This window comes from Streptomyces sp. NPDC058697, assembly GCF_042715345.1.
Classification (GTDB): Bacteria; Actinomycetota; Actinomycetes; order Streptomycetales; family Streptomycetaceae; genus Streptomyces; species Streptomyces liliifuscus.
The window spans coordinates 32,155-49,348 of sequence record NZ_JBHXSU010000009.1; the positions used below are offsets into that span (position 1 = coordinate 32,155).

12 protein-coding genes and 3 tRNA genes are annotated in these 17,194 nt (G+C 70.5%); 11 read left to right on the forward strand and 4 right to left on the reverse strand.

Annotated features, from left to right (window positions below):
• From ACFWXQ_RS22165 to ACFWXQ_RS22175, 3 genes are all read right to left on the reverse strand, one after another.
• Positions 1-1,945, reverse strand: a 1,945-nt coding sequence (locus ACFWXQ_RS22165) for a DEAD/DEAH box helicase (protein ID WP_386268934.1), incomplete at its 3' end; no start/stop codon positions are given.
• A 297-nt stretch (positions 1,946-2,242) separates the two neighbouring features.
• On the reverse strand, positions 2,243-2,764 hold the full coding sequence (locus ACFWXQ_RS22170) for a hypothetical protein (protein ID WP_383937706.1): 522 nt from the start codon (positions 2,762-2,764) through the stop codon (positions 2,243-2,245).
• 311 nt (positions 2,765-3,075) lie between these two features.
• A complete protein-coding gene (locus ACFWXQ_RS22175) occupies positions 3,076-3,426 on the reverse strand; it encodes a metallopeptidase family protein (RefSeq protein ID WP_055613650.1) in 351 nt (116 codons plus the stop codon).
• 126 nt (positions 3,427-3,552) lie between these two features.
• Between ACFWXQ_RS22175 and ACFWXQ_RS22180 the strand changes: the two genes are divergently transcribed.
• The 3 genes from ACFWXQ_RS22180 (at position 3,553) to ACFWXQ_RS22190 (ending at position 6,853) form a co-directional block, all read left to right on the forward strand.
• Entirely contained in the window at positions 3,553-5,130 is a 1,578-nt protein-coding gene (locus tag ACFWXQ_RS22180; protein ID WP_383937704.1) for a metallophosphoesterase, read from the forward strand.
• Positions 5,131-5,210: 80 nt separating this feature from the next.
• A tRNA-Glu gene (locus ACFWXQ_RS22185) sits at positions 5,211-5,286 on the forward strand.
• A 190-nt stretch (positions 5,287-5,476) separates the two neighbouring features.
• Positions 5,477-6,853: a KamA family radical SAM protein gene (locus ACFWXQ_RS22190; RefSeq protein ID WP_383937702.1), complete on the forward strand. Its 1,377-nt coding sequence runs from the start codon at positions 5,477-5,479 to the stop codon at positions 6,851-6,853.
• On the opposite strand, the gene ACFWXQ_RS22195 is transcribed toward ACFWXQ_RS22190, so the two are convergent.
• Positions 6,822-7,766, reverse strand: a complete 945-nt coding sequence (locus tag ACFWXQ_RS22195) for a RimK family alpha-L-glutamate ligase (RefSeq protein ID WP_383937700.1) — start codon at positions 7,764-7,766, stop codon at positions 6,822-6,824. The genes ACFWXQ_RS22190 and ACFWXQ_RS22195 overlap by 32 nt on opposite strands.
• A 194-nt stretch (positions 7,767-7,960) precedes the next feature.
• On the opposite strand from ACFWXQ_RS22195, the gene ACFWXQ_RS22200 reads away from it, so the two are divergent.
• The 8 genes from ACFWXQ_RS22200 to hrpA all read left to right on the forward strand — a co-directional run bounded on the left by ACFWXQ_RS22200 (position 7,961) and on the right by hrpA (position 17,120).
• Positions 7,961-8,632 carry a TfuA-like protein gene (locus ACFWXQ_RS22200; RefSeq protein ID WP_383937699.1) on the forward strand — a complete coding sequence of 224 codons (672 nt, stop codon included), beginning with the start codon at positions 7,961-7,963 and terminating at the stop codon, positions 8,630-8,632.
• An 84-nt stretch (positions 8,633-8,716) separates the two neighbouring features.
• Complete coding sequence (locus ACFWXQ_RS22205; RefSeq protein WP_383937697.1) at positions 8,717-8,893, forward strand: hypothetical protein; 177 nt, start codon at positions 8,717-8,719, stop codon at positions 8,891-8,893.
• Between the two features lie 75 nt (positions 8,894-8,968).
• The gene (locus ACFWXQ_RS22210; protein WP_383937695.1) at positions 8,969-10,117 is read left to right on the forward strand and encodes a YcaO-like family protein; all 1,149 of its coding nucleotides are present in this window, start codon (positions 8,969-8,971) and stop codon (positions 10,115-10,117) included.
• Positions 10,114-11,400, forward strand: coding sequence for an MFS transporter (locus ACFWXQ_RS22215; RefSeq protein WP_383937694.1), 1,287 nt, complete (start codon positions 10,114-10,116; stop codon positions 11,398-11,400). The genes ACFWXQ_RS22210 and ACFWXQ_RS22215 overlap by 4 nt, the downstream gene beginning before the upstream one ends.
• Positions 11,400-12,653 carry an ATP-grasp domain-containing protein gene (locus ACFWXQ_RS22220; RefSeq protein WP_383937692.1) on the forward strand — a complete coding sequence of 418 codons (1,254 nt, stop codon included), beginning with the start codon at positions 11,400-11,402 and terminating at the stop codon, positions 12,651-12,653. Before ACFWXQ_RS22215 ends, ACFWXQ_RS22220 begins: the two co-directional genes overlap by 1 nt.
• A 228-nt stretch (positions 12,654-12,881) precedes the next feature.
• A tRNA-Asp gene (locus ACFWXQ_RS22225) sits at positions 12,882-12,956 on the forward strand.
• A 23-nt stretch (positions 12,957-12,979) separates the two neighbouring features.
• Positions 12,980-13,053, forward strand: a tRNA-Phe gene (locus ACFWXQ_RS22230).
• 122 nt (positions 13,054-13,175) lie between these two features.
• A complete protein-coding gene (gene hrpA / locus ACFWXQ_RS22235) occupies positions 13,176-17,120 on the forward strand; it encodes an ATP-dependent RNA helicase HrpA (protein ID WP_383937690.1) in 3,945 nt (1,314 codons plus the stop codon).
• Positions 17,121-17,194 lie beyond the last annotated feature (74 nt).

The window sequence follows — 17,194 nt, forward strand, 5'->3', positions numbered from 1 at the left end:
GTATGAAACCGCCCGACGGACGGTCGTCACGACGGAAACCACCACGGTCGCCGCCACGGTCACCACCGCGGTCGTCACGACGGTCACGGTTGAAGCCACCCGACGGACGGTCGTCACGGCGGAAGCCGCCGCGGTCGCCACCGGCGGGACGGTCGTCACGACGGTCACGGTTGAAACCGCCCGACGGACGGTCGTCACGACGGAAACCACCACGGTCGCCGCCACGGTCACCACCGCGGTCGTCACGACGGTCACGGTTGAAGCCACCGGACGGACGGTCGTCGCGGCGGAAACCGCCACGGTCGCCACCCCGGTCGCCACCGCGGTCGCGGTTGAAGCCACCCGAGGGGCGGTCGTCACGACGGTCACGGCGCTCGTAGTTGCCGCGCTCGTCACGACGCTGACGCGGCTGCTCCTCGCGGGCGGCAGCGGCGGCGGCCTCCTCGGCCACCGCCTGCTCGGCGACGGCCGCGGCAGCGGCCTCGACCACGGCGGCGGCCTCGGCGAGCGCGGCCTCCGGGTCCTCGCCACGCTCACGCGCGGCCCGGGCGATCAGCCGGTCCGACTCCTCGCGCAGCTCGACGGCACGACGCTGCGCGCGCTCCAGCTGCTTGGTGAGGTCGGAGACCTCGCGCTCGGCCTGCTGCGCCGCGTTGCCCGCGGACTCGGCCTGGACCTCGGTCATCGACCGGGCACCGGTGATGTCGGCGACCTCCGGGTCGAAGCTCGTACCGCCCTGGATGATGTGGCGCGAGGCGTCGACGCCCGCGTCCTCCATCAGCCGGAAGATCTGGCGGCGCTGGTGCGGCAGGGAGAGCGAGACGACCGTGCCGGAGCGGCCGGCGCGGGCCGTACGGCCGGAGCGGTGCAGGTAGTCCTTGTGGTCGCCGGCCGGGTCCACGTTCAGGACCAGGTCGATGCCGTCGACGTGGATACCGCGGGCGGCCACGTCGGTCGCGACGAGCGCGTTGACGTAACCCTTCTTGAAGTCCTCGAGGACGCGGGTACGAGCGCCCTGGGTCATGCCGCCGTGCAGCGCGTCGGCCTTCACACCGGAGTCGCAGAGCTGCTCGGCGATGCGGTCGGCGCCCAGCTGGGTGCGGACGAAGATGATCGTGCGGCCCTTGCGGGAGGCGATCGCGGCCGTGACCGGCGCCTTGTCCTTGGGCTTCACGATGAGGATGTGGTGGGACATCGTCGTGACGTTGCCCTGGGCGCTGTCGACCTCGTGCGTGACCGGGTTGGTCAGGTAGCGCTTGACCAGCGTGGAGATCTCGTTCTCCATCGTGGCCGAGAACAGCATGCGCTGGCCGCCGCCGGGGATCTGGTCGAGCAGCTCGGTGACCTCGGGCAGGAAGCCCAGGTCGGACATCTGGTCGGCCTCGTCGAGGACCGCGACCTGGACGTTCTCCAGGGAGCAGGCGCCGCGGTTGATGATGTCGCGCAGCCGGCCCGGGGTGGCGACGAGGACGTCGACACCGCGCTCCAGGGCGTAGATCTGGTTGCCCATCGACGTACCGCCGCAGACGACCTTCATCTTCAGGCCGAGCACGTCGCCGTACGGCTGGAGGGCGTCCGCGACCTGCATCGCGAGCTCACGCGTCGGCGTGAGGATGATGCCGCGGGGCTTCTTCTTCTCGGTGTGGCCGCCGGAGAGCTGCGTGAGCATCGGCAGACCGAAGGAGAGGGTCTTGCCGGAGCCGGTGCGGCCGCGGCCGAGGATGTCCTTGCCGGCCAGGGCGTCCGGGATGGTCGCGGCCTGGATCGGGAAGGGGGAGGTCACGCCGTTCTGAGCGAGCTTGCGCACGACGCCCTCGGGGAGACCCAGGTCGCTGAAGGTGACCTCGGGAACCTCGGGAGCCGCGGGCGCGGCAGTCTCGTCGGCGGCGTCCCCGATGTTCTCGTTCTCGGGCACGACGACGTGATCAGTACTGGAAATGGACATGCGAATGCGAAACCTTCCGGAGTCTCGTACGGCACGCGCCCGTCAACTCCGTGATTTCGCAAACGACCGCCTCAATGCGGTCAGCCACGGCAAGGGAGAGTACGCGCCACACGGCGCGCTCTAACTGGCGCCGGGCAATGGGATCAAACGATCTACCACCATACGCACCCCCCACCCGGTAAGGCAAACCGGCTCCGAGAGGCTCTGGTCACACGGCCTGCGGGCCCTCCCGCCGAACCCGGGCGCACCCCCTGCGACCAGGCCCGTCGCGGCCAGGCCAGTTGTGACCAGGCCCGTTCAGGCCTCGACACCGGCCTGGGGTGCCGGTTCCCGCCGCTCCACGAGCTGCGGCTCGGGCTCCGGGTGCGCCGAGGACGACGGCTCGGCGGTGGTCGGGTCCGGCGACGGAGGCGGCGGCTCCTCCTTGGTGGGCGTCGGCTCGGGGTCCGGTCGCGTCGGCGTGGGCTGGGCCTTCGTCGGTGAAGGGGCCCCCGGCTTGGGCTTGTTCCCGTCCTTACCGTCCTTGCCCGGCTTGGGCGGAGCGGCCGTTCCGCTCTCCCCCGCGGACGGCGACGCCGACCCGGACGCCGACTCGTGGGGCTTGGCCCGACCGTGTTTTCCGTCACCCGCCCCGCGGTGGCCGGGGCCCCCGCCGCTCACCGCGGACCCGCCGTCGGGCGCCTCACCGCCCCGCTGCCCGGCCGAGTGCGAGGGCTTCGCGTGGTCGCCCCCGTCGTCACCGACGCTCATGCAGCCGGCGGACGCGGCGACGGCCAGGGCGGCGGCGGCCAGACGGACGGGTACGTACTTGGCGCGCACGGGCAGCCACCTCCGGGCGGTGTGAGGAGTCCCCCTGCCCAACTCCCGCCGCCCACAAGAAGACACGCGAACGCCGGAGAGACACGGGAGAACCGCCCGCACACCACGAGAGATATGTCACCCACACCCGAGAGCGCGCGCCCGCCCCTACCCGAGAGCGCGCGCTCGCCCGTGGTTACCCGCACCCGAGACCATGAGCCCGCCCGCCGTCACCCACGGCCCACGCCACGCGCCCGCCCGCCGTCACCCGCGCCCGAGAGCACGCGCCCGCCCGCCGTCACCCGCGCCCCAGGGCATGCGCTAGCCCGCCGTCACCCGTACCCGAGCGCGTGCAGCCGTGCGTCGTCGATGCCGAAGTGGTGGGCGATCTCGTGGACCACGGTCACCTCGGTCTCGGCCACGACCTCCTCGCGCGTCGCGCACATCCGCAGCGTGGGCCCCCGGTAGATGGTGATCCGGTCGGGCAGCACCCCGGCGTACCACTCGCCGCGGTCGGTCAGCGGAGTCCCCTCGTAGAGCCCGAGCAGCTCGGGGTCGTCGGCGGGCGGCTCGTCCTCGACGAACACCGCCACGTTGTCCATCAGCCGCGTCAGTTCCGGCGGAATCCGGTCCAGCGCCTCGGCGACCTGTTCCTCGAACTCCTCGCGCGTCATCTCCAGCACAGGGCCATTGTCCGGCACCGACGCGCGGACGCCATGGGACGCGGCGTACGGGAACACACCCCGGGGCACGCCCGGCAGCGGGAGCCGCGCCGCATATCCGCCCCCACCTCTGGGCATACGGGACCAATGGCCCGCGTCCCCGCTGCCGCCACCGCTCTGCACCGTGTACGAAGGGCTCCCCGCGCCCTCGTACGCCGCTTCCGCGCACGCCGCCGCACACACCCCGTAGCCCCCGTCGTCGAACTCGTCCGCCAACCGCGCCCGTGGGCCCGCGCCCTGGGCCTCGTCACCGTCGTGCTGTTCGGCGCGTGGCTGGGCCTGCTGGTCGTCGGGAACGTCCGGGCGCCGGTGGGCCCCATGGACACCACGATGACCCTGCGCCCCTCCCTCACGGGCGGCACGAAGATCAACGTCTCGCCGCTCGGCGCCCTGGAACTGCGCAGCCACACGGCCCCGCTCCGCCTGGACGTGGACGTCGACCAGCTCGACCCCGTCCGCTCCCAGGCCCTCGTCGACCACCCCGAACGCCTCTCCGGCCTCCAGGACGAGGTCGCCCAGGACGTCGGCGACGGCACCCTCGACCTGGCCGTACGGTCCGTCGTCGCGGTCGTCTCCGGGGCGACCGCCCTCGGCCTCGCGGTCTACCGCCGCCCACGCCGGGCCCTGGCTGCGGGCGGCCTCGCCCTGACCCTGCTGACGGCCTCGGGAGCGACGGCCTTCGCGACTTGGAACCCCAACTCGGTCCTGGAGCCGAAGTTCTCGGGCCTGCTCTCCTCCGCCCCCTCGGTCGTCGGCAACGCCCGCAGCATCGTCAGCGAATTCGACGTCTACCAGAAGGAGTTGGCCCGCCTGGTGACGAACGTGACGAAGCTGTACGACGTCACGTCCACGCTCCCCGCCTACGCGCCCGACCCCTCCACCATCCGCGTCCTGCACGTCTCCGACATCCATCTCAACCCGGCGAGCTGGAAGATCATCGCCTCGCTGGTGAAGCAGTACAAGATCGATGTGATCGTCGACTCCGGCGACACCATGGACCACGGCACGGCGGCGGAGAACGGCTTCCTGGACCCGGCGGCCGACCTCGGCGCCCCGTACGTCTGGGTGCGCGGCAACCACGACGGCCGGGTCACCCAGAGCTATCTGGAGCGCATGAAGAACGTGCACGTGCTCGACAACGGCCGGGCCGTCTCGGTGGCGGGCCTGCGCTTCGCGGGCGTCGGCGACCCGCAGTTCACCCCCGACCGCACGGCCAAGCTGGGTGGCGACCAGTCGGAGGTGCTCGCGGGCGCCCGCCTCGCCTCCTCCCTGCGCGACCAGAAGGCGGCCGGCACCCCGGTCGACATCGCCATCGCGCACAACCCGACGGCAGCGCGCCAGACGGACGGCGATGTGCCCCTGGTCCTGGCCGGCCACCTCCACCACCAGGAGATGGAGATCATGAAGTACGGCACCCGGCTGCGCATCGAGGGCTCCACGGGCGGCGGCGGGCTGCGCGCGCTGGAGGGCGAGGATCCCGCCCCGATCGAGACGTCGATCCTCTACCTCGACCGCGACACCCGCCGTCTCCAGGCCTGGGACGAGATCAAACTCGGCGGCCTGGGCCTCACCACGGCCGAGGTCAGCCGTCACCTCCCCAAGGAGAACCAGCCGGGCGCCGTCACCACCCCGGCCACCCCGACCCCTTCCGCACCCACCCCGTAAACCGTTTTGGCGATCCCTCCCGACATCCCATATGCTTCTCACGTCCCCGACGCGCTGCAAGGCGCCCAGGCGGGCCGATAGCCCTCATCGTCTAGCGGCCTAGGACGCCGCCCTTTCAAGGCGGTAGCACGGGTTCGAATCCCGTTGGGGGCACCAGCTACTTGTATGGGTCGCAGGTCAGAGTCTTCTCTGGCCTGCGATTTCTTTTTCCCCGGCTTCGGTCCGTGACGTGTCCGGGAACCGACCCTCCGCTCCGAGGCGTACTGGTTGCGACGTGCGGCGTTTGCTAGAAGAGAGCGAGCAGAGCTGCGCAAGAGGCGCCGGCGTGCGATGAGGAGGGCCCGGCTTGGCGGTCCAGGGGGCACCGGCCGACGTCTTCCGGCCGTACGGACGCAAGGAGCTCGCGGCGCTGTTACGCCGGTCTTCGCTGACCGAGCAGTACCGGCGCGAGGCACAGGCCGTCGCCGAAGTGCTCCCGTTCCGCACGAACTCGTACGTCGTCGACCATCTCATCGACTGGTCGGCCGTCCCCGACGACCCGATCTTCCGGCTGACCTTTCCGCAGCCGGACATGCTGCCCCTCGACGACCGGATCGAGGTGGCCGACCTCCTGGACACGGGCGCCTCGCGGGCCCGGCTCGGCGAGGCGGTGCGCGGCATACGGAGCCGGCTGAACCCCCACCCCGCGGGCCAGCGGGAACGGAACGTGCCGAGGGCCGAAGGACGGACCGGGGAGCAGGGGGAGCGGGACGAGCGGGGGATCCCGGGGATCCAGCACAAGTACCGCGAGACCGTGCTGTTCTTTCCGCGCCGGGGGCAGACGTGTCACGCCTACTGCACGTACTGCTTCCGGTGGGCGCAGTTCGTGGGGGACACGGACCTGAAGTTCGCCGGTGACGTGGAGCCGCTGGTGGGGTATCTGCGCGAGCACACCGAGGTCACCGATGTGCTGGTGACCGGCGGCGATCCCCTGGTGATGTCCGCGGGGCTGCTGGCCCGCTGTGTCGAACCCCTGCTCGACGGCGGCCTGGAGCACGTGTCGACGATCCGTCTCGGCACCAAGTCGCTGAGCTACTGGCCGCATCGCTTCCTCACCGACCCGGACTCCGAGGAACTGCTCGCGCTGTTCCGGCGGATCGTGGCGGCCGGCCGGCATCTGGTGGTCATGGCGCACTACTCGCACCCCCGGGAGCTGTCGACCGGCGTCGCCCTGGAGGCGGTCCGCCGGGTGCGGGAGACGGGCGCGACCGTCCGGGTGCAGGCCCCGGTCATCCGCGGGGTCAACGACGAGGCCGGGCTGTGGACGGAGCTGTGGTCCTCGGCGGTACGGCTCGGCATGGTGCCGTACTACATGTTCGTCGAGCGGGACACGGGACCGCAGGACTACTTCGCCGTACCGCTCGTCCGGGCCTGGGAGATCCACCGGGACTCCTCCGCGCGGGTCTCGGGGCTCGGCCGTACTGCCCGGGGGCCCGTGATGTCCGCGGACGAGGGCAAGGTCTGTGTGGACGGAGTGCTGAACCTCGGCGAGGACGAGGTGTTCGTCCTGAGGTATCTGCAGGCGCGCCGGCCGTCCTGGGTGGGGCGGCCGTTCCTGGCCCGCTTCGATCCGCGGGCCACCTGGTTCTCCCAGCTCGAACCGGTCGCCGGCGTCCCGGACGGCTCGCCGTGGGCGCGGCTGCCCGGCGGGCTCACACCGCAGGGTGCCGGAGCAGGCCGGTGATCAGCTCGGCCTGGGCCGCGGTGATACCGCCCGGGGTGAGGTCCAACTCCGTTCCCTCGACGGGCTCCCAGCGGCTGACGGTGGGGTTGACCTCGATGACGACCGGACCGTCGGGGCCCTCGACGACGTCGATGGTCGCCAGGTCGAGCCCGAGCGCGCGGACACTCGTGACCAGCAGCTCCGCCAGTTCACCGGTGAGCGGGGCGGGTGCCCAGCGCAGCGGGTGGAGCAGGCTGCGCACACTTCCGTCGGGTGCGGTGCTGATGTGGAAGTGGCAGGAGGCGACCTGGTCGCCGATGACGACCGCGCGCAGGTCGCGCCCCGGATTCTCGACGAACTTCTGGGCGCAGAGCACGTGATGGCGCTTCAGCCAGTGCCAGATCACGATGTCCTCGCGGAGCCCGAGGAGACTGCCGGGCTGCCCTCCGCGGCCGGGAACGAGCCGGATCACATCCACCGAGGCGTGTCCGGTGATCGGTTTGACGATGATGTCGTCCCAGTCCAGGAGGCACCGCTCGACGTCCGCGGCGCTGCGCACGGCGCGGGTCTCGGGGACCGGCACCCCGGCCGCGGCGAGGGTCGCCGCCTGCCGGATCTTGTTCTGGCAGACCCGGAGCGAGGCGACCGGGTTGACCAGCCGGGTGCCGCTCTCCTCCAGCATGGCCAGCCAGTCGTAGAGCAGCGCCACATCACCCTCGGTGTGCCGGGTGAGGACGCGGGCGGTCACGACGGCGAGTGCGGGCGCCTCGCGGAGTCCCTGCGGCCCCGCGAATCCGGGCGGGGAGCCGTGGGGCAGGATCTCGCCCCAGTCCACCCGCTCCGAGTCGATGCCCCGGTCGGCCAGTGCCGCACAGAGCGTGTCGACTTCCCAGTCGCTCTGCACCCGGTCGAGCAGCCATACGGATTCACCCACCGCTACCCCCGTTTCGAAACGTTCGGGACGTTCGGGTATTCGGCGAGCGATGCTACCCCGACCGCCCCGGCACGTCCCTCGCCTTTTCTTTCCGTTTTTCTTTCCGGCCGAATACCACTAGGGGTGTCGCAATGAGGACGTGTGTGTTCCTGGGGCCGACCCTGCCATTGGCGGAGGCCGAAAAGATACTGCCGATGGCCGATTTCCTGCCCCCTGTTTCGGTCGGGGACGTACTCAGGGCCGTACGGGACGGATACGAGAACCTGGTGCTGATCGACGGATACTTCCACGGCGTTCCGTCGGTGTGGCACAAGGAAATCATGTACGCACTGTCGCTGGATATCGGCGTGGCCGGCTGCTCCAGTATGGGAGCACTTCGCGCGGCCGAGCTATGGCCCTACGGAATGGCCGGAAGCGGTCGGATCTTCGAGGCATACCGCGACGGAACGTACGAGAGCGACGACGAGGTCGCCGTGCTGCACGGGGACGAGGAATCCGGCTACCGCTGCGCGTCGGAGCCCCTGGTCAACATCCGTCACGGACTGGAGCTGGCCCGCCGGGCAGGGGTCGTCCCCGCCGCGCTGGAGCGGCAACTGGTCGGGCACGCCAAGGGGTTGTTCTACGCGGACCGGCACTGGGCCCGTGTGGTGGCGGACCTGGCGAGACTCACCCGCTCCGAGGACGAGGCCGCGCGGCTGCGCCGGTTCCTGCGGGAGACCGACACCGATCTGAAACGCGCCGACGCCATCGAGACACTGTGGCGCATTGCCGACGGAGATCTGAAGCAGCCTGAAACGGCCGAGGACTTCACCTTTGAGGAGACCCACAGCTTCCTCGTGCTGCGCGCGGCGGAAGGCGTGAATTGACTGGATGGTGAGGCCACGTTGACGCCTGTAGTGATCATGGCTAGCGTTTGAATCGTTGACTGTCATCCAGCTAAAGGAGGGCACATGTCGAAGGTAGTGCGGCAGCAGGTGGCCAGTGCCGGAGCCGCCAATTCCGTCAGGACCTCCGTGCACAGCGCGGGTGCGGCGAACTCCGTGAAAAATCGGGTGAGCTCCGCCGGCGCCGCCAATGCCGTGAAGTCTTCGGTGTCCAGCGCAGGCGCGGCCAACGGCACCTGTTAGGCGTTGACAGATTTCCGCAGGGCCGATCCCCCGTACGGGCGGAGCGGCCGATCTGTTTCCGGAATACCGCCCGAAGTGACATTGCGGCGTTTCGGCCCCGTGGGAAAGCGAATCGGGATAACCCGGCTGGCCGATGTGACCGGCCTCGACCGCGTCGGTCTGCCGGTTTGTCTCGCGCTCCGGCCCACGGCCCGTTCGCTGGTGACGAGCATCGGAAAGGGCCTCACCCCCGCCGCGGCCAAGGTCGGCGCCCTGATGGAGAGCATCGAGACCTGGCACGCGGAGCACCTCCAGCTGCCCACCCGGACCGCCACACCCGCCGAACTCACCGCCGACGGCGAGCGGGCCCTGGACGTGACCGAACTGCCCCGGGCCGTCGGCACGGTGGTCGACCCGCACGAACCACGCTCCTGGGTAAAGGGAGCCGACCTCTCCACCCGGGCACCCACCTGGGTCCCGGTCCACTCCGTCTCGATGGACTTCGTCGCCGACCGGCTCGGCGAGCCCGGACTCGCCAGGAACTCCAACGGCCTCGCCTCCGGGAACAGCCTGGAGCAGGCGATGCTGCACGGCCTGTGCGAGGTCGTCGAGCGGGACGCCGAATCCCGCTGGCGTGCCTCCTCGGACTCGTACCGGATACGGCTGGACACGGTGGAGGACCCGGACTGCCGGCGGCTGATCGGGATGATCCGGGCGGCGGGTCTCCACCTCGCGGCCTGGGACGTGACCTCGCACACCGGGGTGCCCTGCTACGGCTGTGTCGTACTGGCCCCGCCGGGCCTCGACGGAGACCTGGACGCGGGAGTGCACGACGGCTTCAGCTGCCGTCCCTCTCCCGCGGCGGCCTTCGCCGGGGCGGTGGTGGAAGCGCTCCAGAAGCGGCTGACCTACATCGCCGGCAGCCGGGACGACCTCAGCCGCGAAGAGGTCGAGCGGGTCCGCGCACCTGAGCTGATCGACGCCGTCTGGGACGAACTGGCCGCCGAGCCCGCCGACCTGGACCTCCGGGACCGGCCGACGCTCGCCACCGGCACCTGGGCGGACGATCTCCGTGCCGTACTGCGAGCCGTCACCGCCGACCCCCGGCACACCGTGACCGCGGTCGACCTGACCCGCCCCGATGCCGGGGTACCGGTGGCCAAGGTGATCGTCACCGGCATGGAAGGCCCGTTCGGGATGTGCGCCTCGGCCTTGCACGACGAGTCCGGCCGGGGAGAGCGGTGAGGTCGGCCGCCGTCGGCACGGACGTCACCGCGGGGGACGCGGGCCGCCGGGACTTCCGCCGGATGTGGACGGGGCAGAGCATCAGCCTCGTCGGCGACCAGGTGTCCCTGTTCGCCCTGCCCAGCCTGGCCATTCTGGTGCTGGACGCCACCGGGCCCCAGGTCGGCGTGCTGCACGCTATGGCGACGATCGCCTTTCCCGCGCTCGGCCTGTTCGTGGGCGCCTTCATGGATCACGTCCGGTGCCGCCCCTTCATGATCGGCGCGGATCTGCTGCGGCTGGTCCTCTTCCTGTCCATCGCGGTGCTGGCGCTGACGGACGCGCTCGGGCTGTGGCACCTCTATGCCGCAGCGGCGCTCGCGAGCGTGTGCACCGTCGTGTTCGACGTCGGCTACCAGACACACCTGCCCCGCCTGGTCAGCCGCGACTTCCTGCCGCTGGGCAACGCACGCCTCGAAATGTCCAGCAGCGTGGCCCGCGCGGGCGGCCCCGCCATCGCCGGCGCGGTCACCCAGCTGCTGGGTCCCGCGCTCGCCGTCGCGGCCAACGCGCTCAGCTTCCTCGCCTCCGCGGCCGGCCTGCTCACCATCCGCAGCCCCGAGTCCGCCGTACCGGACCCGACCGGCGCCCCCTGGCGGAAGCAGATCCTGGACGGCGCGCGGTACATGTGGCGTACGCCCGTCCTGCGCTGGCTCTCGGCCGCCGCCGCGCTGCGCAACTTCAGCATGGCCATGGTCGACACCATCCTGCTGCTGTTCCTCTATCGCGCCATGGACCTGTCCCCGGCACTGGCCGCCGCCGTCCTGACCGCCGGGGCGCTGGCCGCCGTGCTCGGCGCCGTCGTCAGCCGTCGGCTCGTCCACCGGCTGGGAGCCGGCCCGGTCCTGCTCGCCACCGCGACCGAGGGGATCGTCTGGGCCGGGGCCCCGCTGGCCCTGGCCACCGGATCGAGCGCGGTGGTCATCGCCATCGCCTTCGTCTCCGCGCTGTGGCTGCCGGTCTGGAACATCACCGTCATCACCCTGCGCCAGCTGATCACCCCGCCCCACCTCCTGGGCCGGGTGCACGCCACCGCCCGCACGATCAACCTGTGCACCATCCCGGTGGGAGCGGTGACCGGCGGCCTCCTCGCCGGCTGGGCCTCCGGCGTGTGGGGCGAGGGCACCGGGCTCGCCGCCGCCCTGGCCGTCGCGGGCCTGGTCACCGTCTGCGGACTGCCGTTCCTGCTGCGCAAGGAGATCCGTCACATGCGCCGGCTGCCCACCAGCGAGGAGACACCGTGATGGCTGCCCCCGACCCGCACTCCGGCGGACGTATCGGGTTCGTCGAACTCCTGCCGCCCGGCGTCCGGCCGACCCCGGGCGCCAACGGCGTCGCCGGACTGCGCGCCGCCCGCGCGCTCCACTGCGAGACCGTCGTCGTCACCGCCCGCCGCCACCGGCTGGAACCGGCCGTCGGTGAACTCGTCGACACCTGGATCGCCTGCGACACCACCAGCGCGGACAGCGTCGCCGACGCCGTGGCGGGGCAGCGCCTCGACGCGCTGATCAGCTGGGCCGACCCGTTCGCCGGCATCGCCCAACAAGCCGCCACCCGGCTCCGCCTAGACACGGCCAACCCCGACTGGCCGAGGAACGGCTGGAACGACAAGGCCGCCGTACGTGCCCGGCTGGACGACCACGGCCTGAACAACGCCCGCTGGTCGGTCATCGCCCCGCACCACGACCTCGCGGCCATGCCCCTGCCGGCACCGACCGTCGTCAAACCCGTGGACGGCTTCTCCAGCCTCGACACCGTACGAGCCGCCACCCTCACGGAACTCCGGCAGGCGGTCGCCGCCCACCGCCGCCGCACCGGCTACGGAGACGCGGTGACCCCGGCCGGCCGGCTGATCTGCGAACAGGAACTGCAGGGTCCGCTGGTCAGCGCCGAGGGCATGGCCGTCGACGGCCGCCTGGAGATATGGGGTCACACCGACCGCACCCTCAGCCCGCCTCCCCACTACATAGAGACAAGCGTCGCCTTCTCGGCGGAGCCCCTCCACCCCGACCTGGACGACTACGCGGCCGCCGTCTGCAAGGCGCTCGGCTACCGCAACGGCCCCTTCCACTTCGAGGCCGTACTGACCGGCACCGGCCCGGTCCTCGTCGAGATCAACACCCGTCTCGTCGGCGCCGGAATCCACCGGGCCATCGACCTCGCCACCGGCGCCTCCTGCGCGGAACAGGTGCTCCGCGGCTACCTCGGCCTCCCGCTGCCGCCCCCACGGGCCGACGGCGCGGCCTGTCTCGCCCACCTCACGATCCCGGCCGACGGCCGCGTCACCGCCGTCGAGGGAATCGACGCCGCCCGCACCTCGCCCGGAGTCCACGACGTCGTCTGCTCCGTCACCACCGGCGACACGGTCACCATCACCGGCTCGAACACCGACCGCCTGTGCTGCGTCCTCGCCACCGGCGAAAGCCGTCACGAGGCCCGGCGGACCGCCCGGAACGCCGCCGCGAAAATCGGCATCACGACCGGGCCGTACGCATAACCGTCACGCCTCTCCGTCCCGAGCCGCGCCCTCCACCGGGTCACCTGCCCCGCACTCAGCACGTTTTCGGCCCACCGCTCATCCTCTGATACGCTGCTTCAGCGACGTCACCCCAGCTGACCAGCACCTCCTCCCTCACCAGGAATCACCTTCCCGGCGTCGGCGGCAGACGGAATCACGTTGGGGACACGCAACAGCGTGTGCGACACTGTTCGCACACAACAGCTTGGTCCTGTGGAGCAGTTTGGAGTGCTCGCCACCCTGTCAAGGTGGAGGCCGCGGGTTCAAATCCCGTCAGGACCGCTGAGATTCCTCGTGAATCTCTCGGCTGGGTAGCTCAGTTGGTACGAGCGACCGCCTGAAAAGCGGTAGGTCGCCGGTTCGACCCCGGCCCCAGCCACAGCAAAGGCCCCGATCCCCGGATCGGGGCCTTGTTGTATGTCGCGGTTGTACGTCGCGCAAAAGCATGCCGCACAAAAGCGTTCGCCCCTCGTTTCCCCGAGGTGAGATCCTGGAGGGCGTATGTCAACGACTCCTGCCCCCGCCTTCGGCGCCCTCGCCCCCCGCCTGACCGAGCTGTCCCTGCGCGACGCGCACCGGCTCGGGCGCAGGCTCGAAGGCGCGCGCAAGATCCGTAAGCCCGAGGCCCGGGCCGCCGTCCTCGCCGAGATCGAGGCGGAGGTCGCCAAGGGCGAGGCCCGGATGGCCGAGCGCGCCTCGCGCGTGCCCGCCATCACCTACCCCGAGCAGCTCCCGGTCAGCCAGAAGAAGGACGACATCGCGGCGGCCATCCGCGATCACCAGGTCGTCATCGTCGCCGGCGAGACCGGTTCCGGTAAGACCACCCAGATCCCCAAGATCTGCATGGAGCTCGGCCGTGGCGTCCGCGGCATGATCGGGCACACGCAGCCCCGCCGTATCGCCGCCCGGACCGTCGCCGAACGCGTGGCGGACGAGCTCGACGTCCCGCTCGGCGAGGCCGTCGGCTGGAAGGTGCGCTTCACCGACCAGGTGAACCCGGACGGCACCTTCGTCAAGCTGATGACGGACGGCATCCTGCTCGCCGAGATCCAGACGGACCGCGAGCTGTACGCGTACGACACGATCATCATCGACGAGGCCCACGAGCGGTCCCTCAACATCGACTTCCTGCTGGGCTATCTCGCCCAGCTGCTGCCCAGGCGCCCCGACCTCAAGGTCGTCATCACTTCCGCGACCATCGACCCCGAGCGCTTCTCCCGGCACTTCGGGGACGCCCCGATCGTCGAGGTCAGCGGCCGTACGTATCCGGTCGAGGTCCGCTATCGGCCCCTCCTCGAAGAGGAGGGCGAGGACTCCGACCGCGACCAGATCACCGCGATCTGCGACGCCGTCGAGGAGCTCCAGGGCGAGGGCAAGGGAGACATCCTCGTCTTCCTCTCCGGTGAGCGGGAGATCCGCGACACCGCGGACGCGATCACGAAGAGGAACTACCGCTTCACCGAGGTACTTCCCCTGTACGCGCGCCTCTCGCACGCCGAGCAGCACAGGGTCTTCCAGCAGCACACCGGCCGCAGGATCGTTCTGGCGACCAACGTCGCCGAGACCTCCCTCACGGTCCCGGGCATCAAGTACGTGATCGACCCGGGCACCGCCCGCATCTCCAGATACAGCCACCGCACAAAGGTCCAGCGCCTCCCGATCGAGCCGGTCTCGCAGGCCAGCGCCAACCAGCGCAAGGGCCGCTGCGGCCGTACGTCCGACGGCATCTGCGTCCGCCTCTACTCCGAGGACGACTTCCTCGCCCGCCCGGAGTTCACCGACGCCGAGATCCTCCGTACGAACCTGGCGTCCGTCATCCTCCAGATGACCGCGGCCGGACTCGGGGACATCGAGAAATTCCCGTTCATCGACCCGCCGGACCACCGCAACATCCGCGACGGCGTCCAACTCCTCGAAGAACTGGGCGCGTTGGACCCCTCCCAGAAGGACGCCCGCAAGCGGCTCACGGACCGGGGCCGCAAGCTCGCCCAGCTGCCCGTGGACCCGCGGCTGGCCCGGATGGTCCTGGAGGCCGACAAGAACGGCTGTGTGCGCGAGGTCATGGTGATCGCCGCCGCGCTCTCCATCCAGGACCCGCGCGAGCGCCCGGCCGACAAGCAGACGCAGGCCGACCAGCAGCACGCCCGCTTCAAGGACGAGACGTCGGACTTCCTGGCGTACCTCAACCTCTGGCGGTACGTGCGCGAGCAGCAGAAGGAGCGCGGCTCCTCGTCCTTCCGCCGGATGTGCAAGCAGGAGTACCTGAACTTCCTGCGGATCCGCGAGTGGCAGGACATCTACACCCAGCTGCGGACCGTCGCCAAGCAGATGGGCATCCATCTCAACGAGGACGACGCCCCCGAGCAGCAGGTCCATCTCTCCCTGCTCGCCGGCCTGCTGTCCCACATCGGCATGAAGGACGTGAAGGAGGGGGCGAAGAACGAGTACGTGGGCGCGCGGAACGCCAAGTTCGCGATCTTCCCCGGCTCGGCGCTCTTCAAGAAGCCCCCGCGGTTCGTGATGTCCGCCGAGCTCGTCGAGACGTCCCGCCTCTGGGCCCGGGTCAACGCGAGGATCGAGCCCGAGTGGGTCGAGCCGCTAGCGGAACACCTGCTGAAGCGCACGTACAGCGAACCGCACTGGGAGAAGGACCAGGCCGCGGTGATGGCGTACGAGAAGGTCACGCTGTACGGCGTGCCGATCATCGCCCAGCGGAAGGTCAACTACGGGCGGATCGACCAGGAGGCCAGCCGCGAGCTTTTCATTCGCAACGCACTGGTCGAGGGCGACTGGCGTACGCATCACAAGTTCTTCGCGGACAACCGCAAACTCCTCACCGAGGTCGAGGAGTTGGAGCACCGCGCCCGGCGCCGCGACATCCTCGTGGACGACGAGACGCTGTTCGACTTCTACGACCAGCGGGTGCCCGAGCACGTCGTGTCGGGGGCGCACTTCGACTCCTGGTGGAAGCACAAACGCCATGAGGAGCCCGAACTGCTCGACTTCGAGCGGTCGATGCTCATCAACGAACGGGCCGGAGACGTCAGCAAGGACGACTACCCGGACACCTGGCGCCAGGGCCCGCTGAAGTTCCGGGTGACCTATCAATTCGAGCCAGGTGCGGACGCGGACGGCGTCACCGTCCACGTCCCGCTCCAAGTGCTGAACCAGGTCACGGACGAGGGCTTCGACTGGCAGATCCCGGGCCTGCGCGAGGAGGTCGTGACGGAGCTGATCCGCTCCCTCCCGAAGCCGATCCGCCGCAACTACGTCCCCGCCCCGAACTTCGCCCAGCGCTTCCTGGACCGGGCGGTGCCCCTGCAGGAGCCGCTGACGACGACGATGTCGCGCGAGCTGAAGCGCATGGTCGGCGTACCCCTCACGGCCGACGACTTCGACTGGTCCCGGGTCCCCGACCACCTGAAGATCACCTTCCGGATCGTCGACGAGCGGCGGCGCAAGCTGGCCGAGGACAAGGACCTGGAGACCCTGAAGCTGCGCCTGAAGCCGAAGGCGCGCCAGGCGATCTCGCAGGCCGCCGCGGCGACGGCCGAGCGCGAGGGCGGCGGGGCCATCGAACGGACGGGCCTCACGGACTGGACCATCGGCTCCCTCACCCGTGTCTTCGAGACGCGCCGGGCCGGCCAGCCGGTGAAGGCGTTCCCGGCCCTGGTCGACGACGGCGACACCGTGTCCGTACGCCTCTTCGACACCGAGGCCGAGCAGCAGCAGGCCATGTGGAAGGGCACGCGGCGGCTCATCGTGCGCAACATCCCGGTGAACCCGGCGAAGTTCGCCTCGGACAAGCTCACGAACGCCCACAAGCTGGCCCTGTCCGCGAACCCGCACGGCTCGGTCCAGGCCCTCTTCGACGACTGCGCGACAGCCGCCGCCGACAAGCTGATCGCCGACTTCGGCGGCCCCGCCTGGGACGAGGAGTCGTACCGCAAGCTGTACGAGAAGGTGCGCGCGGAGATCGTCGACACGACGGTCCGTACGGTCGACCAGGTGCAGCAGGTCCTGGCCGCCTGGCAGGCCTGTGAGCGCCGCCTGAAGGGCGTACGGAGCGCGGTGCTGCTCGCGAACCTCACGGACGTACGGAAGCAGCTGGACGCCCTCGTGAAGCCCGGCTTCGTGACGGAGACGGGTCTGCGGCGGCTGCCGGACCTGATGCGCTATCTGGTGGCCGCGGACCGCCGGCTCCAGCAGATGCCTACCAACGTCCAGCGGGACACCAGCCGCATGGAGAAGGTCCACGAGATGCAGGACGAGTACGCCTGGCTCCTGGAGCAGATGCCGCAGGGGCGTCCCGTGCCCTCGTCGGTCCTGGACATCCGCTGGATGATCGAGGAGCTCCGGGTCAGCTACTTCGCCCACGCGCTGGGCACGGCGTATCCCGTCTCCGACAAGCGCATCGTGAAGGCGATCGACGCCGCTGTCCCGTAACGGCGCCTGCACAGTGGGTGAGTTCGCCCAGGGGGCTCACCCTCCTGTAGAGTCCTGTCTCGCAGCGCAACGCA